Below are 24,002 nucleotides of genomic sequence, written 5' to 3'. Positions count from 1 at the left end.
TAATAATTTCGTATATATTCATATAAGCCAATTAGTCCGGAGGTCAACTGATGAAATCCGATTATCCTGATAAGAGCAAAAGATCCAGAATATATGGCTCTATTATTATCTATAAAATAGTATCTATGGTGATAGTCATCATGCTTACTGTCGTGATGACCTTTACCTTCTTTGTAGAAAGATCCCAGTTTGAGAATCTGGAGGGTGCTCCTGCCCCAACCATATTCATAATCATGGGCTTCTGCATTTTGTTTTTTCTCATCTCAATAATAATTGACTTCTATATTCTTCACAGAACTATATCTATAGGAAAAAAATTAAATCGTCTTGCTTACATTGATAAGCTGACGGGTATTCCTAACAGATATAGCTGCGATCTTCTCTTCGATAACTTCAATAGTCCCGAACTACTACCTGGCGCTGGATTTCTTTTACTAAAGATCAATAACCTCGTGGCTATAAATAAGGATAAGAGCCACAACAACGGAAATTTCCTCATTGCTGAGTTTAGTTCGATACTCGAGGATGTCAGTCAGGAATATGGCTACGTTGGAAGAAACGGTGGAAACGAGTTCGTAGTAATGATGGAGAACTGTGACAGCACCAAGCTCGAGATGTTCCTGATGGATCTCACCAAAAGAATTCACGGCTACAACGAAATGAATGTGGGTGACCCTCTGGAAATAGCCTATTCCAAAGCTCTCAATCATGATGAGCACAAGGAAAAGATATCCGAACTCATTTCTCTTGGATATAAAAGACTAAGAGCGGTTCCACAGATTTTGTCATGATAAGTAGCAGGTTTGACCTGCACCTTCGGAAAAAAGTGCGTATGCAAAAAATCTTAAGAAAAAAACTATCTCTTTTGTTAATAGTAGGTATTACCGCGTTTTCTCTTTGTTCATGCGGTTCTGCGGGTGAAAAAGACTCTGTTTCCACTAAGACTAAGCCTTCCGCCGCAGAAGAGCCAGCCAAGGAAGAAGCTCCTGCCGCTCCACGTGAAAAAGGAAGTCGCGACAACACCTCTGTTTGTCTTGTCCCGGAAGCTTCGGGTGTTACAGTCTATGAAAACGAATATGCCAGCCTTGATGCTTCCAATATTTCGGAAGGCTATCTTGTCATCAAGTATACCGGCTCCTCTGGCAAGGTTAAGCTTCAGATCACAGGCCCTAACAGTATCACCTATACCTACAACCTGACAGTCGGTAATCCCACTAACGAAGTTTTCCCTTTGCAGTTTGGCAACGGTGAATATATGGTCAATGTATTTGAGCAGCTTGAAGGAACCCAGTACACAACTGTTTTCTCCCAACTACTGGATGTTCAGATAGCCAATGAGTTTGGTCCATTTCTTTATCCTAATCAGTACTGCACCTTCTCAGCGGAGAGCAATGCGGTAAAAAAAGCTGCCGATCTGGCCTATCCTTGCAACAATGATCTGGACGTTGTCTCCGAAGTCTACAACTTCATGATCGACAACATCAAATATGACTACGAAGAGGCTGAAACTGTTCAAAGTGGCTATCTTCCTGATGTGGATGAAGTTCTTTCTACCAAAACAGGTATCTGCCTCGACTACTCCGCTCTAATGTGCAGCATGCTACGAAGCCAGCGAATACCTACCCGAATGGAAATCGGCTACGCAGGAACTGCTTACCACGCATGGATCAGCACATACATAACTGATATTGGCTGGGTTAATGGAATGATCCAGTTTGATGGAAAAGAATGGTCGCTGATGGATCCCACTTTTGCCTCCAACACTGAAGAAAAGTCTCTTCAGGAATTTATTGGAGACGGTGAGAATTATTCTGTTAAGTATATCTACTAATCATTTGAGAAAGGTGTCATATGATCAAGAAAAGCTCAGTTGTTCACTTATCAAATTATGAAATCTCAAGTTTTTGCAGACAGATGTCGCTCTTGATAAAAGCCGGCATTTCCCCTGCAGAAGGAATTGAGATTCTAAAGCAGGATACGCATGATTCATCTGCTCAGAAACTCCTTGACTCAATCAGCCAGGTCCTGATGAGCGGTGAAAAATTCCATATAGCTCTTGAGATGAGCGGTGCTTTCCCTGAATATCTGATCCACATGGTGACAATCGGTGAAGAATCGGGAAGCCTTGATACAGTTATGAACTCACTTGCAGAATACTATGAGCGAGAGGAAAATATCAGCTCCAGCATAAAAAGTGCTGTCAGCTACCCACTTATCATGGTATTTATGATGCTTGTGGTTGTTGTAGTTCTCATCACCAAGGTTCTTCCTATTTTTGAGCAGGTATTTGCGCAGCTTGGAACTAACATGAGTGGTTTTTCACAGTCGCTTCTTGACTTCGGAAATCTGCTCAACAGATATTCAATCATCATGGTGATCCTTCTTGCAGTCATCGCCCTTCTGTTTATCTTTTTCACAAGTACAACAAAGGGAAAAGACCTGTTTAAGTCCTTCCTTGGTAAGCTCCATATCACCAAAAAGCTCATGCAGGATCTTGAAAGTGCCCGCTTTGCAAGTGGTATGGTTCTGACTCTATCAAGTGGAATGGACACCTATGAAGGCCTTTCTCTTGTTAATAAGCTCGTTGAAACTAATGAAATGAAGGAAAAAATTGAGAACTGCAGAAATCTTCTGATTGAGGGCGACAGCTTCCCAGAAGCTCTGGCAAAGTCAAATATCTTTTCATCCTTCTATTCACAGATGGTTTCAGTTGGATTTAAATCCGGTTCCATGGATAGTGCAATGCAGCAGATAGCTGACCGTTTTGAAAAAGAAACAGAGAGAAAGATCTACTCTCTCATCGCCATTTTAGAGCCAACACTTGTAATTGTTTTGTCCATCATCGTAGGAATGATTCTTTTATCCGTAATCCTGCCTCTTATGGGTATCATGACAACTATCGGATAAAACCTTTGTTTTAGCAGGTATAGCGTATGAGCAACAGATTCGAGCAAAAGGGCAATCAAATATTCAGATTATCTGACGGAGCATACAGATTTATTTCCATTGCTATCTTCGTCACTATTGCTGTGCTGTTTTTCTTTGCTGTAGATGCAACAGGTAAGAGCTCCATCAGCAAACAGCAGGAATCTCTGGAAAGCGCTCTTGCACGAGACATCGTTCAGTGCTACGCCATTGAGGGCAGATACCCTCCAAACATTGATTACTTAGAGCATCACTACGGCCTGACCTACGATAAAACTACTTTTTTCGTTGAATATATGCCTATAGCATCCAATCTTTACCCGGATGTAACTGTTATCAAGATAAGGAACAACTAGTATGAATCCTGGTTCTGACAAGCGTCATGTAATCGATACTGTTTTCGTAATATGTCTGCTGCTGCTATTTTTGATATCTGCACTGACTGTCATTTCCATCGGTGCAAGTATCTACAAAAAGAACGTGGAGCAGACCAGTGAAAACTATGCCCAAAGAGTATCGATTGCCTATATAACTGAAAAAGTCCGCCAGTCTGATCTGGAAGGTAATGTCTTCGTACAGGAGCTCTTTGGCTCAAACGTACTTGTTTTCCAGGAAACAGTAAACGGCGATCTATATAACACTTATATTTACAGCTATGATGGATATCTGATGGAGCTGTTTGCCAGAGCCGATCTTAATAATTTCTATCCTCAGACTGGTCAAAAGATATTAAAGCTCCACTCATTCGATGTAGAAAAAACAAACGATAATCTCCTGAGGGCAAAAGTAACCGAAGACGATGGTTCCGAAGAAACCGTTTTTATCTCCATTCACAGTAAATAAGGAAGAAGGATGACATGAGCACCACTACCCACTCCAAATCCAGCTTATTTCTAATGGAAATCATAATAGCCATATTTTTCTTTTCCCTGGCAAGTGCTATCTGTCTGAGACTCTTTGCATCAGCTCACAGTCTGTCAGACCACGACAAAAATCTGAACAATGCACTGCTTTGGTCTCAGAACCTGTCAGAGAGCTTTTATGGCTGTGATGGCAATATTGTGCTGATCAAAAATCTTTATCCAGACGCATTTCTTGCAGCCGGAGAAAAAGAAAGCGATGGCACCATCACAATCTTCTTTAATGAAAAATGGGAAGTAATTGATAATTCCCTGGGTGATGCAGCCTACGAAGCAATTCTTGATGTCAAAAAAGATTTTGCTTCCAGCGTATATTCAGATGTTAATGATTATGGAGTTCTTTTGGACGGAGATGCAATCGCAGGTAATATCGCAATTATTGATATAAAGAACCGAAGCGAGGAATATCTTACAATCCCGGAGGATTCTGAAGATGTGATCTTTAGCAATAAAATAGATGTTTATATTGGTAAATAAATGATTTAATGAGAAGGGCCACGATATGGAAACACAAAAGCAAAAGGGAATAAATGTAGGCAGCGCCTCTATTCTCCTTATATTCACAGTGTTAAGCCTTGTTTCTTTTGCCACCTTGACACTTGTCAATTCCAAAGCAGATTATAATTTGAGCCAGAATCTGGCAGAAAGACAAAGTGCTTACTACAGTGCCTGCCACAAGGGATATGCCTTTATAGCAGCCGTTAATTCTGGTTATGAGGCATCTGAAGAAAATGGTGTCATAAAGAAAAGTATACCTATAACTGATAATCAATCGCTCGATATTGCGTTAATGTCAAATATTGGGAACAACTCCGTCAATTCATCAAATAAATACACAATATCACAGTGGCAAATCGTCAATTATGCCGATAATGACTATGATTACACGCTTCCGGTATACAAATAAGAGGTAGAAAATTTTAAAACAATTTCCCTAAGACTTTATCAAATTTTAATTTTTTGCATAACGATTTAACGCTCATATTTGGAAATCCGTGTTACAATAGATTATGTACTGAACAACAATTATTTAAGAAAAGAAAAGAAAATTGCATTTATTTTCTTAGCAACTAAAACTACTTATTGGAGGTTCAATATGGGAAAAAGAGTACTCATTACTGATGACGCCGCTTTCATGCGCATGATGCTTAAGGATATCCTCTCCAAGAATGGATACGAGATTGCTGGCGAAGCGGAGAACGGTAAAGTCGCAATCGAAAAGTATAATGAGTTGAAGCCCGACCTTGTTACTCTTGATATCACAATGCCCGAACTTGATGGTATCGGAGCCTTGAAGGGAATCAAGGCTGCAGATCCTAATGCAGTTTGCATTATGTGCTCTGCTATGGGTCAGCAGGCAATGGTAATTGAATCTATCCAGGCCGGAGCTAAAGACTTCATCGTTAAGCCATTCCAGGCAGATCGTGTTCTTGAAGCGGTTAAGAAAGCCATTGGATAATTATTACTGATGCGAAAAAATAATGCGCAGCTCTCGTTTGAGGCTGCGCATTTTTTGTGTTCTCATATTGTTACTATATTACATTACTTCTTAGGCGCTCTTTTTGGCAAGTGTGGGAAAAAGATTCGCCTTATTAAGTGCTGGACGAAGTGCGTTATAGATAACTACTGCGAGAATTGAATTGATAACCGCATTGATGATAGTTGCATAAGTTGTTACAGCAAGCAGTGCACTGATGGCTGACGCAGCTTTTTCTGCATTTGGAGTAAGAATTGTGAACCACACATACTTAAGTGCTGGTTCGAATACGCAGTTAAAAGCAAGTCCTGCTACAGCAGCTATTGCAGACCACTGAAGAATATATCCCTTTTTGTGATCTTCTGAAATCTTGGCAATCTTGTGAGCAACAAGACCAACAATGAGGCCAATTACAAGCTTGCAGATAAATGTTCTGGGAGCCGATGCTGTATAACCAAGTGTAATATCAGCAATTGAAAGACCTATTGCACCGGCAAGTCCGCCGTATAATCCGCCAAGAAGCAGTGCTCCTAGTACTACAAAAGCATTTCCGAGGTGTACCTTAGTGCCAGATGCATTGATTGCAGGAAATACTGCATATCCAACATAGCAAAGAGCTGCCATAAGTCCTGCATAAGTGAGTTTTCTTACGTTGTCGTTTTTCATAGTCTCCTCCTTTGAGTCTCGCGTAGTGTTTTCGTTCTTTTTGATTTTTTAAACTTTACACAATATAGCACCAATCTGATAATATAAAAAATACCAAAACAGTGTTCTTTTATATGACCAGATTCTTTTGGATATGAAATTTTCTATTGTCTATCAGGCTTACATAGAAAAAGGTTTATGACCTGTATGATCATAAACCTTAGAAATATCTCATTATTCCTTATATCAGATCAATTCTCCAAGCTCTTTTATGGCATTGTTCATTGCTGAGCTCACCTTCTCATTCATGTCATCAGACAACTGAATATGGAGCATATCTATAACACGATTATCTATTGAATAGCCAAGTCTTGTAGCATGATCCTTGAGCGTATCCTGATGATTAAACTCATAGCTGCTACGCATGTTCTCGTTCAGAGCTCTTGTAGCCATCATTGAATCGTAGGCTTCCTCAAACTCTTTTCCAAACTTTTTCCTGGTCTCATCATCTATAGACTGCACCTGAGAAAGAGCCTTCTCAGCTGACATCTGATTCAAATATTTGCTTGTAATGCTATTTGCTGATGCAAGGAATCCAAAATCCATTTACAGACCCTCCGACAAAAAATAGTTTTCCCTTTAACCATTTTCTATATCGGAGGGTCAGATTGAAATAATTATATCCTAATTCTAAAATTTGCTTATTACTCCTGCGCCGTAGGCAGCAAGCTTGCCAGGCTTACCTAGTGGAAATTTACCATCTGTCTTCAAAAGAACTGTGCATTCAGCTGCATTATCCAGTACAAGTGCGCGATGCTCTTTTTCGTATTGCTGCATAATTCCTCCCCTCAAAATATGTTTTCACTTCCCCGTAAACTCGTTTACTATTTTGGGATACTCCCTAATCTCACTGTCATCATGAAGCGGATTCCATACCTGCGCAAAAAACTTGTCTTTTTTGGCTCTTATACCATAGTTCCATGACTTTCTCTCACATTCATCGCACCAGTGTCCGCCCTCCAAAATAAGCCTGGGGCTTCCCTTAAAGTGATGACCAAACTGACAGGTAAACTCAAGCAGTGTCTTCCAGTCGCCCTTCGTCATCTCTTTTGAATCACAGAAACCACCTCTAAACTCGGCAGCTCCCTTCATATCTTCCAATGTAAGCTCTGACTCAGGTTTACTCTCATCATATCCATGATCTATGTGCACTACCTTATCCCAATCCGTAAATGCCTCCATCTGACTGAGTTTGTCTGGAATCATGTCATATGCTTTTTTGCTTCCCCAATATGCTTCTATGTGGTCTTCTATATTCTCATCTATCCAGCGCTTAGTACCATGTTCAGAAACAAGGTCCTTCTTGGAAGACGACTTAATAATATTTCCCATAAGCTTTTGCCCGCCAGGCAACTTGGTGATCAGCTTAGCCGCCGTAACAGCCCCTCCAAGTTCCTTAAGGTAAGCATCATACAAATACTGCATGGAATCGCTTCTAAAGTGAAGATACTTTTCAAGCTTGTCAGAATCAAGATAAAAATGACCATGGAAGTTCCTGGTAGCATAAACTTTAGGATCCACAACTGTGTCACGACTCTTAAAGCCCAGAATTCCGTACAATTCCTGATACATCTGGAAGGTGCTGACTCTGCAGCTCTTTCCGCCTCCAACGTTATAGATATGACACCAAAAATCTTCCGGGAGACTTCTATCCGCATCAAACGCGGCCAGATTTCTCATAGCTCTTCCACTGTCTCTGTCGGAAGCATACTCAAGCACATTAAACAGGCAGTTATGAAATTGTATCGCATTGCGAATCTTGGCCATTGCCGGGCCTATGATCCCAGTCTGCCTGAGTGATACCCAGTAGGATAATCCGCTCTCTATCACATAGCGCTCTGCTGCAACCTTGGAAACTGCATAGTAGTCAAACATGCTGGGCTTTATTGGATCACCTACTCTTCCCCAATGAATAGGCGGCATTCTGTCTCCAGTCTCTGCAACCGTTCCTATGTATACAAATTTATAGTTATCCTGCTTACCAAACTTTTTTATGGCATTTATTATGTTTACTACTGAGCCATAATTATTCTCCATAGCTTTCTTTGGGTAATAATCTGCCGCAGGCGAAACAAAAGCAGCTATGTGCAGAACCATATCGGACATGGACACGCACTTCTCCACATCTTCCTGATTTAGAAGGTCTCCATAAACTATCTTCAGTCCCTGAGTCTTCTCATATCTATCAAAAAGATCATGATTCTTTTGACTATCTCTTACAAGAATAACAAGGTCATAAAGGTTTCCCAGATCTGGAAGCATCTGCCTAAAGCTCTCAGAACCCATTCCGCCACCAGCACCTGTCATGAAAACGACTTTTCTTTTCATAGACATTGTCATTCTCCTCTCATTCCGATAACCTCCGCCTTGCCATCAATTACATCAATGCAAAGCTTTATTGAATCACCAATAGCCGCATCTATATCATCTGGTGTAACTTTCAGTTTGTCACATCCAAGTTCCTTATCTATAAAAAGCTTTGCACATTGAAGGTCCGTAAATTTACTCAGGTTAAGACCACCTTCAATCCCTTTTTTCTTTTGCTCCTTAAGAATATTTCTAATGCCTATAGCGTACATCCATGTGGGAATAGTAATAATCTTTTTATCTGGACATCCCATGTACTTATGCACGATTCCAAGCATCTCTTTCCAGGTCATGTTGTAATAGCCTATAGGATAAGCGTTACCACCCTTGTTGTACTCGATAGCCCCAGCAAGAGCTTCGCCAACCTGGTGAACAGTTACCATTGTCGTACCGCCCTTTGGATAGAAAGTAGCTCCTTTCATTGCACGAAGCTGCTCGACCAGGAATACCCATACCGGCTTTCTTCCAGGCTGTGTTCCAAATATGTAAGGAAGCTCCAAAACAGCCACATCAAAATTATCATCAGCAAAAGAAAGTGCTGCATTCTCTTGATCTATACGGCTTCTAATATATGGATGCCACTTAGTCAGTTCCAATTCTTTTCTGGCTTTGGCAAAGTAAGCAAAGTATGAGCCACATATAGCAACATGTTTGACACCACACTCTTTTGCTATTGTAAGAAGCCTGTTAAGCGGATCGATATTATATTTTTTGAACAGATCATAGATAGGCGCCGGTCCTTCTACTCGCTCATCTACTCCTGCTGCAAATACAAATCCATCGCAGCCCTGCATATATCCTCTGATATCATCGTCGCTCATCTCAAGGTAGTTGCCATACTCTATTTTCATTTCTGGCGGAAGGACTGCTCCCGTTGGCAATGGAGGAAGAGCCACGCTCACTACTTCGTGGCCTCTTTCAATAAGCACCCTTGCTGCCTCGCTTCCAAGGAGACCTGTACCCCCTATCATAAATACTTTCACTTTTACTCCCCCTGTCTCAAGTCATGTTGCCGTTACAAGTTATAGATTATTTCAGTTCCAGTAACTGTGTCAGGATACAGTGAGCTGCATCATTCTTACTCATCAGTTCCAGCTCAGTTTCTTTTTCTTTGGTGATGATAGTAATTACGTTAGTGTCCACACCAAAACCTGCGCCTTCAACCTTAACGTTATTTGCACAGATCATATCGAGGTTTTTCTTGGCTAATTTCTTTCTGGAATTCTCCAGCATATCTCTTGTTTCCATGGAGAAGCCACAAAGAAGCTGATCCTTCTTCTTGTGCTCACCGAGCCATGCGAGGATATCCTGAGTTCTTGCAAGCTTAATAGAAAGATCACTGTCATTATCAGATTTCTTGATCTTATCATCCGCTACTGTCTCAGGAGTGTAATCAGCTACTGCAGCGGCTTTGATGATGATATCCTGCTCATCAGACCTTGTTGTGACAGCATCAAACATCTCTTGAGCTGATGATACTCGCACAACACTCACATATGATGGGATATCTATATCAATAGGTCCTGCTACCAAAGTTACATTAGCACCTCTACAGGCTGCAGCCTTGGCAAGTGCCACACCCATTTTTCCGGTTGAATGATTGGTGATATATCTGACAGGATCAATCGCTTCTCTCGTTGGGCCAGCTGTCACGAGAACATTAAGTCCTGTCATATCCTTGGGGCATGCGATCTCATGAATTATGGCATCAACAATGTTAACCGGCTCTTCCATTCTGCCCTTACCAACTGTTCCGCAAGCAAGATAGCCATCTCCTGGAGTTACTATAATATAACCAAGTTCCTTAAGTGTATTGAGATTTCTCTGTGTTACAGGATTTTCATACATCTTGGTATTCATGGCTGGTGCTATTATCTTAGTGCAATCGCAGGCAAGCGCTGTTGTTGTCAGCATGTCGTCTGCAATTCCACAGGCAAGCTTGGCAATACAATTAGCTGTAGCTGGAGCTATTACCAGTGCATCCGCTTTATCAGCAAGGGCAATGTGCTCGACTTCCCATGGGTGATTTCTGTCGAAGGTATCTGTGACACATCTGTTATGAGTAAGAGCCTCAAATGTAAGTGGCGTAATGAACTGTGTTGCATTCTCAGTCATGATCACATCTACATTTGCATGCTGCTTGATCAGTTTGGACGCAAGATCAGCTGACTTGTAGGCAGCTATTCCACCTGTGACTCCCAGTAATATATTTTTTCCTTTCAGCATTGTATTACCTCTTTAATCTATATATTAGTATAAATCTATGTTTCTGTGCATTTCTATGTATTGGGATATTCCTTCAGCTGTATTTGTTCTGGTTCTGCATCAATTTTCCCATTTTGCTCATAATCGATGCTCATTTCACAGCTTCATTTTTATCACATGCATCGAATAACCAACTTTTGATCTTATCGATGCAATTTCTCTTCCAAAACGCGGCTATGCTGCATCAATAATCAGCAACTATCACATTATCGATGCACTCACTGCCAGTATCGTCTATATATATGCATCTATAATTGCTATTTCTTTAAAATTCGATGCAAATAAGATGTCACGCATTCGTCACGCATTTCATAAGTAAATAATTCAAGAAAGTACAATAATATTCTCTTTCCAATTATCATTTTCAGCTATTGCAGCGATAAATCTCGTAGAGTCCTCGCAGGAGCAGATCCTGCTCGTAATGGACTTCTGCGCTGCACTTGATCCATGGTATTACATATTGGGCAAGACCTCCTGTAATGACCACTTTAAGATCAGGCAATGTTCTAATCTCCATGCCTGTGTAAGTTCCATCCTTAAGCCTGTCAGCCAGCTCAGACAGCATTAGTCCTGTGGCAGCGACTGCTCCAGACATCATATTCGACGCTGTATCTTTTCCCAAAAGAGAATCCACCTTGCCGGCAGTTAGCTGCGGAAGCTGTGAAGCACGCTGTGCCTCAGCATCAAGAGACAGCTGCACTCCAGGGCAGATCATTCCGCCTATAAGCTTGCCCATATATCTCTTGCCTGATTTATCATATCCATCATCTGAATTCATATCTTCAGAATCTAAGCCCCCTGCCACAGTGATGGTGGTGCAGGTTCCAAGGTCGCACACCATGACTGGTGCGCCGTACATTGCAAGGGCTGCAGACAGATCTACTATCCTGTCTGTTCCTATAGCTCCAGGGGCATAATCAGAAATATCCACCCCTGTATGAAGAAAAGGCCCCATTAATAGAGGCCTCTTCCCTGTAATTTTTTCTAGTGTATTAAGTGTTACGTCAGTTATTTCAGGCACAACAGAAGACAGAATAGCCCCCTCAAAGGCGCAGGCAAACTTATGATCATCAGATTTCTCATCGGTATCTGAAGTCATATTCGATTGGATGTCACCGAGTAACTCCTCAAAAGAAGTCATAAGTTCATCCTCAGTATAGTCTCTTCTGGTCTGTATCCTGCCTGTAAACTGTAGGGCATCGTTATCCCAAGCCCCAATTACGATATTCGAATTTCCAATATCTACGGTTAATACCATTTTATAAATCCTATTATGCTCTCTTAAGTACCTTAGAAAGAACAACACCAAGTGTTCCAGCAAGGAGGCATCCGATAACAGCCTCTACAGTAGCCTGAACGCCAACCATAGCGATTACGAATGCAAATGGGTTAGTTGCGTTGTACTTGGCAACAAGTCCCTGTACATAGTCTGTGTTATAGAAGAACAGGCAAAGTGAGCCCATGAAAAATACTGTGTTGAAAAGTGGCATAAGAGCGCCAGTGATATAATAAGAAGCCTGCTTAAGTCCAGCCTTCTTGAGAGCCTGGAAAACAAAGCTTACTACTGTAGCGTCAAGAAATCTTGCTACTACTGCTGTGAAAAATACGCCTGCTGGGCTGATTGTAAAAAGTGTTGAAAGCATTCCGCTTGCTCCTGTAAGAGCGCCTGCAAAGCTGTTGAAACCAAATACGATACCGCAGATGATTCCTGCAGTTGGTCCAATAAGCATTGCTGCGAGAGCAACTGGAACGGTTACGATAGAAACCTTAAGAAATGGTGTAGGAATAGTACCAAGTACTGTATTGCCCATAATCAGTACGATTGCGATCATGAGGGCAGTCTCCACCATGTAACGAGTTTTGCTGCTAAGTCCGGCTGACTTCTCTTCAGTCTTGCGGCCAAGCATTGTCATGTTATCCATATTCAATTCTCCTTTTGAATAAAAAAGCTACCGTTTCGAACTATTTCGAATACAGTGCATCAATAATATATCAATTACCCTTCGATATTGCAACAAAAAAATCCGCGCCACATATCATATGCAGCGCGGACAATTTACATTTAATTCAGTTTTACTTGTAACTCACCAAGACGTTATGCTACTAATTACATCAACATTCTGAACATCTCGATAACCTGCTCTTTGGTTGCTTCTCTTGGGTTTCCAGGATAGCAAGCATCTGCAAGAGCGTCTGTTGCAAGCTGATCAAGATCCTCTTCGCGAATCTTCTCGTTCTTTTCTGGGATTCCAACATCCTTGGAGAGCTGCTTAACAGCGCCTATTGCTGCGTCTCGATACTCTTCCTGAGACATCTCATCAACGCCCTTAACTCCGAGAACTCTTGCAATCTCTCTGTACTTCTCGCCTGTGAAGTCACGGTTGAATTCCATGGAGATTGGAAGGAACATAGCACATGCAACACCATGTGGTGTATCGTAATATGCTGAAAGAGTATGAGCCATAGCGTGGTCAATTCCAAGACCTACATTTGAGAAGCCCATTCCTGCGATGTACTGAGCCATAGCCATTCCTTTTCTTCCCTCTGGCTTGTTCTCAACAGCATCACGAAGGTTAGCGCCAATAAGCTTAATAGCTTCAAGATGGAACATATCTGTAAGTTCCCATGCGCCTCTTGTTGTATAGCCCTCGATAGCATGTGTAAGAGCGTCCATACCTGTAGAAGCAGTAAGTCCCTTAGGCATTGAGCTCATCATATCTGGATCAACGATAGCAACTTCTGGAATATCGTTGGTGTCTACGCAAACGAATTTACGCTTTTTCTCCACATCTGTGATAACGTAGTTGATAGTAACCTCAGCAGCTGTTCCGGCTGTTGTAGGAACTGCGATTGTAGGAACTGCATGATTCTTGGTAGGAGCAACGCCCTCAAGAGATCTTACATCCTCAAACTCAGGGTTTGTGATGATTACGCCAATAGCCTTGGCTGTATCCATAGAAGAACCACCACCGATTGTGATGATAGAATCTGCTCCGCACTCCCTGAATGCCTTAACACCACTCTGAACGTTCTCAATAGTTGGATTAGGCTTAATGTTGGAATATACGGTATAAGGAATCTTAGCCTCGTCCAAAAGATCTGTGACCTTAGCAGTTACCCCAAACTTGATAAGGTCTGGATCTGAAGCAACAAACACATGCTTAAATCCCTTGCTCTGTGCAATACCAACAATCTCCTTAATTGCCCCTGAGCCGTGGTATGACACGGTGTTTAATACGATACGATCTGCCATTTTGAATTACCCTCCTTTAAACTTTTTGCATACCCCTGCAATAATAGTTGTCTGACAATTTCATGTCAGTTCTATTATTGTACATCACTATCAAACGTATTTCTCGTTTATCAGAAAGTATTTCATAGCCATTTCGATCATTTAAACTAATTTCTCACATTGCTGCATCAATAATGCGGGAATTGTTGATTATTGATGCACTAAAAATGCATATTAGAAAAGAATTCTCATCAATAATACTATAATCCATTTTTTTGATGCCTAAGGCATGAAAAAAACATCTAAACTAGCATCTATTATGGACAAAACAGAAAATTCGATGCAAATCTGGGAAAATACATTGATAAAATAAAAAAATCCGCATCAACTGCGGATTTTTAATAACATGTTACATTTTCTATTTAAACGGATTATAGAACCTGCTGCCGTTTATATGTGTAAGCGTAATTGATGCCACTAGTAGAAGTGCACACACAATCATACTCACATAGTCCAGCGCTTTGAATTTCTGGGCCATGTACCAGGTTCTCTTTTTATTCTTACCAAAGCATCTAAGCTCCATAGCATTGGATATTATCTCGATTCTGTCCATACTGCTGAGGATAAGTGGAACCAAAATCGCAGAAGCCGACTTAAGTCTGCTTACAAGAGAAGCTTTTTTACTAAGCTCAACGCCCCTTGCCTGGGATGCCTGGCTGATCTCGTGATACTGCTTCTGAATATCAGGAATATAACGAAGGGCCAGAGCAACGGAATAAGAAACAGAATAGCTCACTCCAATCTTATTAAGAGATGCTGCAAATTCGCTTGGATTGGTGGTGCAAACAAACAGTAGCACAAATGGAATAGTCGCGAAGTACTTGAGAATATAGTTGAGCTGGAAAAAGAGCTGCTCAGCCGTCGGCGCAAAGTGTCCTGAAAGTCCGAACAGATAGGTACAGGTCCCATAAACCTCCGTTCCATGCTGAGGCGAGAAAAGATACACCAGCACTGTGTTCAGCACCAGGAATACCAGAGTAAACCACAGCATAAATGACACATCCTTAACTCCGATTCTGCCTATAGGGAAAAGAGCTATGCCAAGAACAGCCAGAACAAGAAGCAGTCTGGTGTCATAGGTTGTCATAGCTGCAAGACTCCATAGAAGCAGGCATACAAGCTTGGTAGCCCCTGTAAGTCCATGTATAGGTGATTCTTTTTCTATATAGTTAAAGAGATTATTCATTTCCTGACGTTTTCCCTCTCGTAATCAATAAAGCCCTGAACAAAGGCTGTTCCATCGGATATTCCGCAGAGCCCTGCAAGGTGATAAAGGCTGGTTTCCTTAAGGCTCGCCTTGTCGACAATATCTGTATCTGTCAGAACCTTAGCACAGCTCTTATCTGCTATTATCCTTCCCCCGTTAAAGACAATGCTCCTGTCCGCATACTCCAGCATAAGGTGCATGTCATGGGTGATCATAACAATGGTAATTCCCCTGTCATTGAGGCTCTTTAGGAATTCCATGATTCGTGTATAGTTCCTATAGTCCTGACCTGCTGTAGGCTCATCCAGGATCATAAGCTCCGGCTCCAGCACCAGAATAGAGCAGATTGTTACTCTCTTTTTCTGGCCATAACTAAGAGCTGAAATCGGCCAGTTGCGCATCTTGTAAAGGCCACAGATCTCAAGTGCCTTCTCAACTCTGGTCTTAACCTCATCCTCAGGAACTCCGCGAAGTCTAAGGCCCATGGCAACTTCATCAAATATCATAACCTTGGAGATCATCTGATTGGGGTTCTGCATGACATAGCCCACATGCTCGGCTCGCTCCTTGATGGAAAGATTCCTGAAATCCTCACCATTAAAGAGAATTTCTCCGCTGTCCTCTTTTTCCATTCCGCAGACAACCTTGGAAAATGTGGATTTACCGGCGCCGTTAGTGCCGACAACAGCCACCATCTCACCCTTTTGGATGGATGCTGCTATATCCTCAAGAGTCTTTTTATTTGTCTTTTCATAGGTAAAAGAAAGGTCTCTGACAGTCAGAAGCTCTTCGCTATCCGCCTTTTCTTTTACCTTATTATTCTGCTCAAAAAATGCCCTGATCTTGCTCTTATCAGCTTCAGATAAAGTAAGCTCATCCAGAGATGCCGGGTGCATTTCAGCCTTTATATCTACGCCGGCATATTTAAGCGCAGTTAGATACAGAGGCTCTCTAACACCACAGTTTGCAAGATTCTCTGAAGCAAGCAGCTCATCAGGAGTAGTATCAGAGACAATTCGTCCCTCATTCATGAGAACTATCCTGTCAACAGGCCTGTGGAGCACATCCTCCAGGCGATGCTCGATTATGATAACCGCAGCGCCAGTCCTCTTCTGAAGTTCATCGATAAGCTCTATTGCCTGCTTGCCAGTCTTGGGATCAAGATTAGCCAGAGGCTCGTCAAACAGGAACAGCTCCACATCACTGGCCATAACTCCACCAACTGATACGCGCTGTTTCTGTCCACCGGACAGCTCTGATGGAGCATGGCGAAGCACGCTGCCAAGATTCAGAATCTCCGCAACCTCTTTTACCCTGTTCTTCATATTGTCCTGAGGAATACAGTCGTTTTCAAGCGCAAAAGCAAGATCCTCAGCCACGGTCATACCAACAAACTGGGCATCACTATCCTGGAGCACTGTTCCCACGATATGTGAGATATCAAACATGGACATTTCCCGAGATTCTTTTCCTTTTATCAAAAGAGAGCCTGTAATCTCTCCCTTGTAGGAAATTGGAATAAGTCCGTTAATAAGACTTGCCATGGTAGATTTGCCGCAGCCTGATGGGCCTGCAATGAGAATCTTCTCGCCTTTTCTAACTTTCAGATTAATATTATAGAGCGTAGGTTTTGCCTGCGCTCTATACTGAAATCCAAGATCATTAAATTCAATAATTACATCGTTCATAAATAAATCGCTTAATTTTCCTCTTTAAGACTGCCCTTCTTAGGAATAGCCTTGGAGTATGCAAGGCATACAAGTGTTCCAACGATTGCTGTTGTGATGATGTTGATGATAGCTCCTGTAACGCCCTGAAGGAATACCTTGTTAGCTGGCTCCTGGAACATAAGAATATCAAGAACAGGTGCAACAACAACCCATGAGATCAGGTGTGCAATAGCCTGGCCTACGTTAAAAGTAATGATTCCCTTAGTGCCGAACTCGCCCTCGTCAATCTTAAGGCGCATTGTAGCAACGCCCATAAGGCATCCAAATACAGCAGAAGCGATAACCCAGCTCCACCATACTCCCCAACCATAGCTGAAGTCGATGAAGAAGTGACCGATAAGTCCTGCAAGTGCACCAGCAACAGGTCCGAATACAGCTGCGATAAATGCAAGAAGACCATACTGGATTGAAATATTAGTATTAGGTACAGGACTTGGAATAGCTACAAATCTGCCAAGTACAAAGAAAAGAGCTGCACCGATACCAATTGCAACAATTGTTTTTACTGAAAGTTTTTTCATACAAAATTCCTCCTATTGTCCCCTACGTTGTGAATATGTTTATCTTCGCATGTGTTACCTACACAATACACAACCATTATACAGCCATTAAGAGGCAGTTGTACAACAAAAAAGAACCTCACAGATAAAAATTATCTGTGAGATTCCTGATTCTTTTATGCTGTAACTCCCTCTTCCTTCATGCCGGTATAGAGATGGTAGTATCTCTGCTTCTTGGCGATGAGTTCGTCGTGAGTTCCCTGCTCCACAATGCGTCCCTGCTCAAGAACGATGATGCAGTCACTGTTGCGGACTGTTGAAAGTCTGTGGGCAATAACGAAGGTTGTTCTGCCCTTCATGAGCTTGTCCATACCATCCTGAACAATCTTCTCAGTTCTGGTATCGATTGAAGATGTAGCCTCATCAAGGATCAGAACTGGAGGATCTGCGATGGCTGCACGAGCAATTGCAAGAAGCTGGCGCTGTCCCTGTGAAAGATTAGCTCCATCACCTGTGAGCATTGTGTCATATCCTTCAGGTAGCCTCTTAATGAAGCTGTGCGCATTAGCAAGCTTGGCTGCTGCAATTACCTCATCATCTGTGGCATCGAGCTTACCATATCTGATATTCTCCATAACCGTTCCTGTGAAAAGATGTGTATCCTGCAGAACGATACCAAGAGAACGACGAAGGTCTGCCTTCTTGATCTTGTTGATATTGATATTGTCGTATCTGATCTTACCATCCTGAATATCATAGAATCTGTTGATCAGGTTGGTAATAGTTGTCTTACCTGCACCAGTTGAGCCGACAAAGGCAATCTTCTGACCTGGATGAGCATGAAGAACGATATCATGCAGAACCATCTTCTCATCTGTATATCCGAAGTCTACGCCATTGAAGGTAACATCACCCTCCATAGGCTGGTAGGTTGTTGTGTTATCAGCCTTGTGATAATGCTTCCATGCCCACTTTCCTGTGTGGTGGTCAGCTTCTACTACCTGTCCGTCCTTCTCCTGTGCGTCAACCAGCATTACATAGCCTTCATCAGTCTCAGGCTCCTCGTCGATGAGCTTAAAGATACGCTCAGCACCTGCAAGAGCCATGATGATTGAGTTAAACTGCATACTCACCTGGTTGATAGGCATTGAGAAGCTCCTGTTAAAGGTCAGGAAGCTGGCAAGCGCACCTACTGTAAAGCCAACCGCAACGCTGTCAGAAAGAGCAATGGCTCCACCGATCATAGCGCAGAGTACGTAGCTTGTGTTACCAAGCTGAGCATTGATAGGTCCAAGTGCTCCTGAATATGCATTAGCCTTAAATGCGCTCTGGAACAGCTCTTCATTGAGTTCATCAAATCTCTTGATGCTCTCCTGCTCGTGGTTAAAGACTTTGACAACCTTCTGGCCTGTCATCATCTCTTCGATGAATCCGTTAAGAGCTCCGATATTCTTCTGCTGTGCTACGAAGTTCTTACCAGAAGAAGCTGTAGCCTTGGCTGAGCAGAACAGCATAACTCCAACCATTGCGATTGTAACGATTGTAAGCGGAACACTCAGAACCAGCATTGATGCAAATACGCTCACGATAGTGATCGCAGAGTTAAGAAGCTGAGGAATACTCTGGCTGATCATCTGTCTCAGGGTATCGATATCGTTAGTGTATATTGACATGATATCGCCATGGGCGTGAGTGTCAAAGTACTTGATAGGAAGGCTCTCCATGTGCTCAAAGAGCTCTTCACGAAGTCTTTTCAGTGTTCCCTGATTGATAAATACCATAACTCTCTGCTGTGTAAATGCAGCGATGATACCAATAGCATAGAACACCGCAACCCTTGCCATCGCTCCAAGAAGCGGGCCATAATCCGTGCTGTGACTATCAAGCATTGGTTGGATATAATCATCAATAAGTGTCTTGGTAAAAAGAGTTCCCTGAACACTTGAAAATACAGTTATAAAAATACATATTACGATTGTTACCATGTGCACTGGATAAAACTTAAACACATAGCTCATTATTCTTTTAAACAATTTCCCAGGATTCTCTACCTTGGGCATTGGTTTTCCACGTCTATTAAACTTTTCTGCCATAATCTATCACCTCTCAGCCCGCCTGATCAAAATCAGCATCGCCACTTGCACCAGTCTGTGACTCGTATACCTCGCGGTAAATGTCGTTACTTGCAAGAAGCTCTTCATGAGTTCCAAATCCGTTAATCTTACCATCATCCATGACAATTATGCGATCACATCCCTGAACAGATCCGATTCTCTGAGCAATGATAAGCTTGGTTGTTCCAGGTATTTCCTCTGCAAATGCCTTTCTGATCTTGGCATCTGTACTAGTATCAACAGCACTTGTTGAATCATCCAGAATGAGGATCTTAGGCTTTTTAAGAAGCGCTCTGGCAATACAAAGTCTCTGTCTCTGTCCGCCAGATACGTTGGCTCCGCCCTGCTCGATCACAGTGTTGTAGCCGTCTGGCATCTTATCTATAAATTCATCGGCGCAGGCCATCTGGCATGCACGTTTGCACTCTTCCTCTGTGGCATTCTTGTCACCCCAGCGAAGATTATCAAGAACTGTCCCTGAGAAAAGAACGTTCTTCTGAAGAACTACTGATACCTGATCTCTAAGAGTTTCAAGATCATATTCTCTGACATCAACTCCGCCAACCTTTACAGAGCCGTTTGATACGTCGTAAAGTCTGCTGATAAGGTTAACCAGTGAAGACTTGGCAGAACCTGTTCCTCCGATGATACCAATGGTCTCACCTGACTTAATCTCAAGATTTATGTCTTTTAATACAGGTTCCTCTGAATCCTCGTTATATGCGAACTCAACATGGTCAAAAGAAATGCTTCCGTCCTTAACTTCCATGACAGGATTGCTTCCGTTAGTGATGGAGCTCTTTTCCTCAATAACTTCTGCGATACGCTTGCCACTAGCTGACGCCATTGTGAGCATTACGAAGATCATAGCAAGCATCATCAGGTTCATGAGGATTGTCATGCAGTAGGTCAAAAGACTCATGAGCTGACCAGTTGTGAGTTCTCCGCCAACGATCATGTGCGCACCAACCCAGCTCACCAGAAGAATACAGGTATAAACTGTAGCTGTCATAAATGGGCTCATGAATACTACGTTCATCTCGGCCTTAACAAACATGTTGTAGATATTCTCGGCAGCTTTTTTGAACTTCTTGTTCTCGAAGTCCTCACGAACATAAGCCTTAACTACTCTGATAGCTGATACGTTTTCCTGAACGCTCTCATTGAGCTGATCGTATTTCTGGAATACCTGCTTGAAATATCTGGTTGCTCTTGTCATAACGAACAGCATAACGATCACAAGGAAAATAACCGCAACAAGGTAGATACTTGCGATCTTGGCGCTGATGGTAAATGCTGCAACCATGGCAATTATAAGTGATGCAGGCGCTCTCATAGCCATTCGAAGTGTCATCATGTAGGCATTCTGTAGGTTAGAAACGTCTGTTGTAAGTCGTGTTACAAGACCTGAAGTCGAGAATTTATCAATGTTAGAAAAAGAAAAGGTCTGAATATTATCAAACATTTTCTTTCTCAGATTCTTGGCAAAGCCGGCTGATGCATTTGCCCCGTAGTATGCACCTCCAATACCTGCCAGAAGGCCAAATATGGCGATTACGACCATCATTCCGCCTGTTCTGAATATAACTCCCATATCCTGTCCATAAATACCATAATCGACGATTCTGGCCATTAAAATGGGAATTACCATCTCACATAAAACTTCACCAATCATACACAGTGGAGTCAAAATAGATGGCAATGTGTACTCTTTAAGTTCTTTTAATAATGTCTTAACCATATATCCTCTCTCCTAGATTTTATAAATTGCGTTCCTTCTCTTCAGGCAATCTCATCGCCTGAATTCATGCTGGCCATGTTATCTATAACACGGTCCAAAAGACTGCGCAGCATTTCGACTTCCTGCTCATTCATTCCATCTACTAAAATGGCATTCATCTTATTTCTGCGCTCTTTGTTCATTTCAATAAACTTTTCCCCCTTTTCAGTAATGGCAATATTGCGATATTTCCTGTTCTCAGGATCCACCACAATCTTGACCATTTCTTTTTCCTCAAGCCTCTTCAAAAGACCTATTGTCGTAGGATGCTTGATGTGAAGTGCCTCGGAAATATCCTTCTGTGTCACCTTCTGATCACGTCTCTCCCACAAAATTGATATGACCATAAGCTGTGAAAAAGTCATATCATCTTCCCTTAACTGCCTGTTGAACATGTTAGCAAAGGCCTCATGAATGAGCTTGAATTTAAAACTAGTTGATTCGTGTTCCTTGTCCCTTTGGAACTCCACCTTTTTGCTAATACAAGTCATTCTCTACCTCTCGTATTCTGTGAGCATTTACGCCTGCCCACGTGGCATATACAAACAAATCACATAAAAAAACAATATGTAGCTAATTACATATCCTATGATACGTAGCTAACTACATATTGTCAATAACGTCATAAATATTTCACAAAATAAAAAAATGGACCAGGAACCCCGTCCCCATGGTCCATTTAGTTGCCCATAGAAGCAATGAGCGCGTCAATCTCAGCCTGTGAGAGCATCTTACCGGAATCTGCCGGAGCTGCTGCCGCTGGCGCGCCTGTAGCTGCAGGCTGAACCTGTGATGGAGAAAATCCACCGCCTCCGCCTGCCTGTGAAGATTTACCCATTATGCTGGCAAGTAATGCCTGCTGCTCAGCATTAAGTCCATTAGCATCCATACTTTATACCTTCCTCTACAAAATATATCGAAGAAAATAGGTCAAAACTTAAGTATTATCAATGTCTTTGTCTTATTTTATCTAGGTATTTGCTACACGTCAAATCGTAAACAATGTTCTTTTTTTGCTTAATATTTCCCCAAACACAGGTATATGCTATTATATAAGGGTAACAACAGTTATTCATGTTTATTCAAATTTCATAAACTTAATACATTATTTCAGGAGGGGAAATGACAAAAATAGTTAATCCTGAGCAGTATGCTCATTCAACAGAAGCAAAAGGACAGCTTTGCTATAACGAGAGAAAAAGACTTCTTTTCCTTGGTCTTCCTTGGACTTTTACCAAATATGAGATCAGGGAGAACATTCTGACTATCATCAAAGGCTTTTTCACAGTGACAGAGGATGACTGCTACATGTACAAGATCACTGACGTTGAGATTACAAGTACTCTCTGGCAGAGAATGGCTGGTCTTAGCACCATCACTCTTTTCACATCAGATGTAACTGACAAGACAATTGTCCTCAAGAACATCAAACACGGCAGAGAGATCAAGGATTTCCTCTTCCAGGCATCAGAAGCTGCCCGAATCCGCCGCAGAACCGTTAATATGCAGAATATCGGCTTTGATGCTGACGATAACACAGATATTGATGATATGACCTGAAACTAAGGTTCAAATTACATGATCATAAAAAATCCGCTACAAACAAAATGTAGCGGATTTCTTTTTGCCTTATCTTATATTATATTGTAGTCTTGATAGTCAGTTTCTGAGGTTTAACCTGTCTTGCTTCACCCTTTCTGCCACGGCTTACTATGCTATCACCAAGATTGATCATCTGGGCATTAGCAGCCATTGCAGCAAGTATCTGTTTGACAGCTGCCTCATAGTCATTAGGATCCATTGGAATTACGTAGTCATGGTTGAGATGCTCTGTGGAAAGAATAGCTGCTCGATATCTTGTATCATACCTGATACCATAAAATGTACTGATCTCAGTATTGAGTGTTCCGTTACTATCAGCTGTCTGCATTGCTATATACATAGAGAATACCTCGCTTTCTCTTTATCATAGTCATGTATATATTTATATATCGGCTATATTTTCTCAATATTATGATAACTCATATCGCAAATATTAGCAACCAAGCGTTTTTGAATTAATTCATAATCCCTTATCCAGTAATTCCTTATATTCCTGATAAGTTATCCGCTCTCCGCCCATACTTTCCAGATGATCTGTATGAAACTGGCAGTCTATAAAGACATAGCCATTTTCAGCAAGTATCTGCGAAAGTCCTATGAGCGCCAGCTTGGAGCCATTTTCCATATCTGAAAACATGCTCTCACCAAAAAAACATCTTCCAAGGCTCACGCCATATAAACCGCCTGCAAGCTCCCCATCGATAAAAGCATCAACGCTTAGAGCCAGATTTTTAGCTGCAAGATCAGCGTAGGCCTTCTCCATATCTGTTGTGATCCAGGTGCCTTCCGCAAACTCACGCTTTATCCTGCATCTGTGCATGGTATCAGAAAAATCCCTGTTAACCTCAACCCGAATATCATGCTTTCTCATGAATTTTTTCATGGAATGTGATATATGAACATTGCCTGGTCGTATGATATAGCGCTCCTTGGGGCACCACCACATTATTGGCTGGCCTTCGTTATACCAGGGAAATATACCGTTGGAGTAAGCCAGAACAAGCCTTTCTCTGGATAAATCTCCTCCTACAGCCAGAAGTCCGTCATCCTCAGCAAGCTGCGGAAGTGGAAAAGATATTTCGTTTTCATTAAGGGCAAATACAGGCATATTTTTATCT

Annotated in this window: 27 protein-coding genes; 9 read left to right on the top strand and 18 right to left on the bottom strand. The window is 41.9% G+C overall.

Going from position 1 to position 24,002, the window contains the following annotated elements; all coding sequences use genetic code 11:
* Window positions 1-50 precede the first annotated feature (50 nt).
* The 8 genes from IJI01_RS07080 to IJI01_RS07045 all read left to right on the top strand — a co-directional run bounded on the left by IJI01_RS07080 (window position 51) and on the right by IJI01_RS07045 (window position 5,304).
* On the top strand, window positions 51-791 hold the full coding sequence (locus IJI01_RS07080) for a GGDEF domain-containing protein (RefSeq protein ID WP_292187924.1): 741 nt from the start codon (window positions 51-53) through the stop codon (window positions 789-791).
* Between the two features lie 41 nt (window positions 792-832).
* Window positions 833-1,831, top strand: coding sequence for a transglutaminase-like domain-containing protein (locus IJI01_RS07075; RefSeq protein WP_292187921.1), 999 nt, complete (start codon window positions 833-835; stop codon window positions 1,829-1,831).
* Window positions 1,832-1,851: 20 nt separating this feature from the next.
* Window positions 1,852-2,907: a type II secretion system F family protein gene (locus IJI01_RS07070; RefSeq protein WP_292187918.1), complete on the top strand. Its 1,056-nt coding sequence runs from the start codon at window positions 1,852-1,854 to the stop codon at window positions 2,905-2,907.
* 26 nt (window positions 2,908-2,933) lie between these two features.
* The gene (locus tag IJI01_RS07065) at window positions 2,934-3,281 is read left to right on the top strand and encodes a hypothetical protein (protein WP_292187915.1); all 348 of its coding nucleotides are present in this window, start codon (window positions 2,934-2,936) and stop codon (window positions 3,279-3,281) included.
* Window position 3,282: 1 nt separating this feature from the next.
* Complete coding sequence (locus tag IJI01_RS07060) at window positions 3,283-3,768, top strand: DUF4860 domain-containing protein (protein ID WP_292187912.1); 486 nt, start codon at window positions 3,283-3,285, stop codon at window positions 3,766-3,768.
* A gap of 14 nt (window positions 3,769-3,782) precedes the next feature.
* Window positions 3,783-4,322 carry a hypothetical protein gene (locus tag IJI01_RS07055; protein WP_292187909.1) on the top strand — a complete coding sequence of 180 codons (540 nt, stop codon included), beginning with the start codon at window positions 3,783-3,785 and terminating at the stop codon, window positions 4,320-4,322.
* 25 nt (window positions 4,323-4,347) lie between these two features.
* Window positions 4,348-4,752, top strand: a complete 405-nt coding sequence (locus tag IJI01_RS07050; RefSeq protein ID WP_292187906.1) for a hypothetical protein — start codon at window positions 4,348-4,350, stop codon at window positions 4,750-4,752.
* Window positions 4,753-4,941: 189 nt separating this feature from the next.
* Window positions 4,942-5,304 (top strand): response regulator, encoded by a 363-nt coding sequence (locus IJI01_RS07045; RefSeq protein ID WP_013281447.1) that lies wholly within the window; start codon window positions 4,942-4,944, stop codon window positions 5,302-5,304.
* Window positions 5,305-5,394: 90 nt separating this feature from the next.
* On the opposite strand, the gene IJI01_RS07040 is transcribed toward IJI01_RS07045, so the two are convergent.
* The 16 genes from IJI01_RS07040 to IJI01_RS06965 all read right to left on the bottom strand — a co-directional run bounded on the left by IJI01_RS07040 (window position 5,395) and on the right by IJI01_RS06965 (window position 22,171).
* The gene (locus tag IJI01_RS07040) at window positions 5,395-5,988 is read right to left on the bottom strand and encodes an ECF transporter S component (protein ID WP_292187902.1); all 594 of its coding nucleotides are present in this window, start codon (window positions 5,986-5,988) and stop codon (window positions 5,395-5,397) included.
* 225 nt (window positions 5,989-6,213) lie between these two features.
* Window positions 6,214-6,573: a hypothetical protein gene (locus tag IJI01_RS07035; RefSeq protein ID WP_292187899.1), complete on the bottom strand. Its 360-nt coding sequence runs from the start codon at window positions 6,571-6,573 to the stop codon at window positions 6,214-6,216.
* 84 nt (window positions 6,574-6,657) lie between these two features.
* Entirely contained in the window at window positions 6,658-6,804 is a 147-nt protein-coding gene (locus IJI01_RS07030; RefSeq protein ID WP_292187896.1) for a hypothetical protein, read from the bottom strand.
* Window positions 6,805-6,828: 24 nt separating this feature from the next.
* Window positions 6,829-8,355, bottom strand: coding sequence for an NAD-dependent epimerase/dehydratase family protein (locus IJI01_RS07025; protein WP_292187893.1), 1,527 nt, complete (start codon window positions 8,353-8,355; stop codon window positions 6,829-6,831).
* Between the two features lie 8 nt (window positions 8,356-8,363).
* Window positions 8,364-9,377, bottom strand: a complete 1,014-nt coding sequence (locus IJI01_RS07020) for an NAD-dependent epimerase/dehydratase family protein (RefSeq protein WP_292187890.1) — start codon at window positions 9,375-9,377, stop codon at window positions 8,364-8,366.
* Between the two features lie 46 nt (window positions 9,378-9,423).
* Window positions 9,424-10,620, bottom strand: coding sequence for a bifunctional phosphopantothenoylcysteine decarboxylase/phosphopantothenate--cysteine ligase CoaBC (gene coaBC / locus IJI01_RS07015; RefSeq protein ID WP_292187887.1), 1,197 nt, complete (start codon window positions 10,618-10,620; stop codon window positions 9,424-9,426).
* Window positions 10,621-11,023: 403 nt separating this feature from the next.
* Window positions 11,024-11,917: a type III pantothenate kinase gene (locus tag IJI01_RS07010; protein WP_292187884.1), complete on the bottom strand. Its 894-nt coding sequence runs from the start codon at window positions 11,915-11,917 to the stop codon at window positions 11,024-11,026.
* A 13-nt stretch (window positions 11,918-11,930) separates the two neighbouring features.
* Window positions 11,931-12,581: an ECF transporter S component gene (locus IJI01_RS07005; RefSeq protein WP_292187881.1), complete on the bottom strand. Its 651-nt coding sequence runs from the start codon at window positions 12,579-12,581 to the stop codon at window positions 11,931-11,933.
* Between the two features lie 185 nt (window positions 12,582-12,766).
* Window positions 12,767-13,912, bottom strand: a complete 1,146-nt coding sequence (gene fucO, locus IJI01_RS07000) for a lactaldehyde reductase (RefSeq protein ID WP_292187878.1) — start codon at window positions 13,910-13,912, stop codon at window positions 12,767-12,769.
* 397 nt (window positions 13,913-14,309) lie between these two features.
* Window positions 14,310-15,137 (bottom strand): energy-coupling factor transporter transmembrane component T family protein, encoded by an 828-nt coding sequence (locus IJI01_RS06995; RefSeq protein ID WP_292187875.1) that lies wholly within the window; start codon window positions 15,135-15,137, stop codon window positions 14,310-14,312.
* Window positions 15,134-16,846 (bottom strand): ABC transporter ATP-binding protein, encoded by a 1,713-nt coding sequence (locus tag IJI01_RS06990; protein ID WP_292187872.1) that lies wholly within the window; start codon window positions 16,844-16,846, stop codon window positions 15,134-15,136. The genes IJI01_RS06995 and IJI01_RS06990 overlap by 4 nt, the downstream gene beginning before the upstream one ends.
* Window positions 16,847-16,857: 11 nt before the next feature.
* Entirely contained in the window at window positions 16,858-17,409 is a 552-nt protein-coding gene (locus IJI01_RS06985; protein ID WP_292187869.1) for an ECF-type riboflavin transporter substrate-binding protein, read from the bottom strand.
* Between the two features lie 155 nt (window positions 17,410-17,564).
* The gene (locus IJI01_RS06980; protein ID WP_292187866.1) at window positions 17,565-19,481 is read right to left on the bottom strand and encodes an ABC transporter ATP-binding protein; all 1,917 of its coding nucleotides are present in this window, start codon (window positions 19,479-19,481) and stop codon (window positions 17,565-17,567) included.
* Between the two features lie 13 nt (window positions 19,482-19,494).
* Window positions 19,495-21,243: an ABC transporter ATP-binding protein gene (locus IJI01_RS06975; RefSeq protein ID WP_292187863.1), complete on the bottom strand. Its 1,749-nt coding sequence runs from the start codon at window positions 21,241-21,243 to the stop codon at window positions 19,495-19,497.
* Window positions 21,244-21,284: 41 nt separating this feature from the next.
* Window positions 21,285-21,773, bottom strand: a complete 489-nt coding sequence (locus IJI01_RS06970) for a MarR family winged helix-turn-helix transcriptional regulator (protein ID WP_292187860.1) — start codon at window positions 21,771-21,773, stop codon at window positions 21,285-21,287.
* Between the two features lie 188 nt (window positions 21,774-21,961).
* Complete coding sequence (locus IJI01_RS06965; protein ID WP_292187857.1) at window positions 21,962-22,171, bottom strand: hypothetical protein; 210 nt, start codon at window positions 22,169-22,171, stop codon at window positions 21,962-21,964.
* Between the two features lie 233 nt (window positions 22,172-22,404).
* Here IJI01_RS06965 and IJI01_RS06960 point away from each other — a divergent pair, with 233 nt between their 5' ends.
* Window positions 22,405-22,842, top strand: a complete 438-nt coding sequence (locus IJI01_RS06960) for a PH domain-containing protein (protein WP_292187854.1) — start codon at window positions 22,405-22,407, stop codon at window positions 22,840-22,842.
* A gap of 79 nt (window positions 22,843-22,921) precedes the next feature.
* Here the strand turns inward: IJI01_RS06960 and IJI01_RS06955 are convergent, their stop codons facing one another.
* Both IJI01_RS06955 and aat read right to left on the bottom strand, forming a co-directional pair.
* Window positions 22,922-23,224: a hypothetical protein gene (locus IJI01_RS06955; protein ID WP_292187851.1), complete on the bottom strand. Its 303-nt coding sequence runs from the start codon at window positions 23,222-23,224 to the stop codon at window positions 22,922-22,924.
* A 120-nt stretch (window positions 23,225-23,344) separates the two neighbouring features.
* Window positions 23,345-23,992: a leucyl/phenylalanyl-tRNA--protein transferase gene (gene aat / locus IJI01_RS06950; RefSeq protein WP_292187849.1), complete on the bottom strand. Its 648-nt coding sequence runs from the start codon at window positions 23,990-23,992 to the stop codon at window positions 23,345-23,347.
* Between the last annotated feature and the right edge of the window lie 10 nt (window positions 23,993-24,002).

This window comes from Butyrivibrio sp., from assembly GCF_017433805.1.
In the GTDB taxonomy this organism is placed as follows: domain Bacteria; phylum Bacillota; class Clostridia; order Lachnospirales; family Lachnospiraceae; genus Butyrivibrio.
This window is presented reverse-complemented; position numbering and strand designations above follow the sequence as displayed.

Coding starts and splice junctions, on each gene's coding strand:
- IJI01_RS07060 (WP_292187912.1), top strand. CDS start 3,283: ATGAATCCTGGTTCTGACAAGCGTCATGTAATCGATACTGTTTTCGTA.
- IJI01_RS06960 (WP_292187854.1), top strand. CDS start 22,405: ATGACAAAAATAGTTAATCCTGAGCAGTATGCTCATTCAACAGAAGCA.
- IJI01_RS07080 (WP_292187924.1), top strand. CDS start 51: ATGAAATCCGATTATCCTGATAAGAGCAAAAGATCCAGAATATATGGC.
- IJI01_RS07055 (WP_292187909.1), top strand. CDS start 3,783: ATGAGCACCACTACCCACTCCAAATCCAGCTTATTTCTAATGGAAATC.
- IJI01_RS06965 (WP_292187857.1), bottom strand. CDS start 22,171: ATGGATGCTAATGGACTTAATGCTGAGCAGCAGGCATTACTTGCCAGC.
- aat (WP_292187849.1), bottom strand. CDS start 23,992: ATGCCTGTATTTGCCCTTAATGAAAACGAAATATCTTTTCCACTTCCG.
- IJI01_RS06980 (WP_292187866.1), bottom strand. CDS start 19,481: ATGGCAGAAAAGTTTAATAGACGTGGAAAACCAATGCCCAAGGTAGAG.
- IJI01_RS07025 (WP_292187893.1), bottom strand. CDS start 8,355: ATGAAAAGAAAAGTCGTTTTCATGACAGGTGCTGGTGGCGGAATGGGT.
- IJI01_RS07035 (WP_292187899.1), bottom strand. CDS start 6,573: ATGGATTTTGGATTCCTTGCATCAGCAAATAGCATTACAAGCAAATAT.
- IJI01_RS06970 (WP_292187860.1), bottom strand. CDS start 21,773: ATGACTTGTATTAGCAAAAAGGTGGAGTTCCAAAGGGACAAGGAACAC.
- IJI01_RS06955 (WP_292187851.1), bottom strand. CDS start 23,224: ATGTATATAGCAATGCAGACAGCTGATAGTAACGGAACACTCAATACT.
- IJI01_RS06995 (WP_292187875.1), bottom strand. CDS start 15,137: ATGAATAATCTCTTTAACTATATAGAAAAAGAATCACCTATACATGGA.
- IJI01_RS07030 (WP_292187896.1), bottom strand. CDS start 6,804: ATGCAGCAATACGAAAAAGAGCATCGCGCACTTGTACTGGATAATGCA.
- IJI01_RS07070 (WP_292187918.1), top strand. CDS start 1,852: ATGATCAAGAAAAGCTCAGTTGTTCACTTATCAAATTATGAAATCTCA.
- IJI01_RS07045 (WP_013281447.1), top strand. CDS start 4,942: ATGGGAAAAAGAGTACTCATTACTGATGACGCCGCTTTCATGCGCATG.
- IJI01_RS07005 (WP_292187881.1), bottom strand. CDS start 12,581: ATGGATAACATGACAATGCTTGGCCGCAAGACTGAAGAGAAGTCAGCC.
- IJI01_RS07010 (WP_292187884.1), bottom strand. CDS start 11,917: ATGGTATTAACCGTAGATATTGGAAATTCGAATATCGTAATTGGGGCT.
- IJI01_RS07050 (WP_292187906.1), top strand. CDS start 4,348: ATGGAAACACAAAAGCAAAAGGGAATAAATGTAGGCAGCGCCTCTATT.
- IJI01_RS06990 (WP_292187872.1), bottom strand. CDS start 16,846: ATGAACGATGTAATTATTGAATTTAATGATCTTGGATTTCAGTATAGA.
- IJI01_RS07040 (WP_292187902.1), bottom strand. CDS start 5,988: ATGAAAAACGACAACGTAAGAAAACTCACTTATGCAGGACTTATGGCA.
- IJI01_RS07065 (WP_292187915.1), top strand. CDS start 2,934: ATGAGCAACAGATTCGAGCAAAAGGGCAATCAAATATTCAGATTATCT.
- IJI01_RS06975 (WP_292187863.1), bottom strand. CDS start 21,243: ATGGTTAAGACATTATTAAAAGAACTTAAAGAGTACACATTGCCATCT.
- IJI01_RS06985 (WP_292187869.1), bottom strand. CDS start 17,409: ATGAAAAAACTTTCAGTAAAAACAATTGTTGCAATTGGTATCGGTGCA.
- fucO (WP_292187878.1), bottom strand. CDS start 13,912: ATGGCAGATCGTATCGTATTAAACACCGTGTCATACCACGGCTCAGGG.
- IJI01_RS07075 (WP_292187921.1), top strand. CDS start 833: ATGCAAAAAATCTTAAGAAAAAAACTATCTCTTTTGTTAATAGTAGGT.
- coaBC (WP_292187887.1), bottom strand. CDS start 10,620: ATGCTGAAAGGAAAAAATATATTACTGGGAGTCACAGGTGGAATAGCT.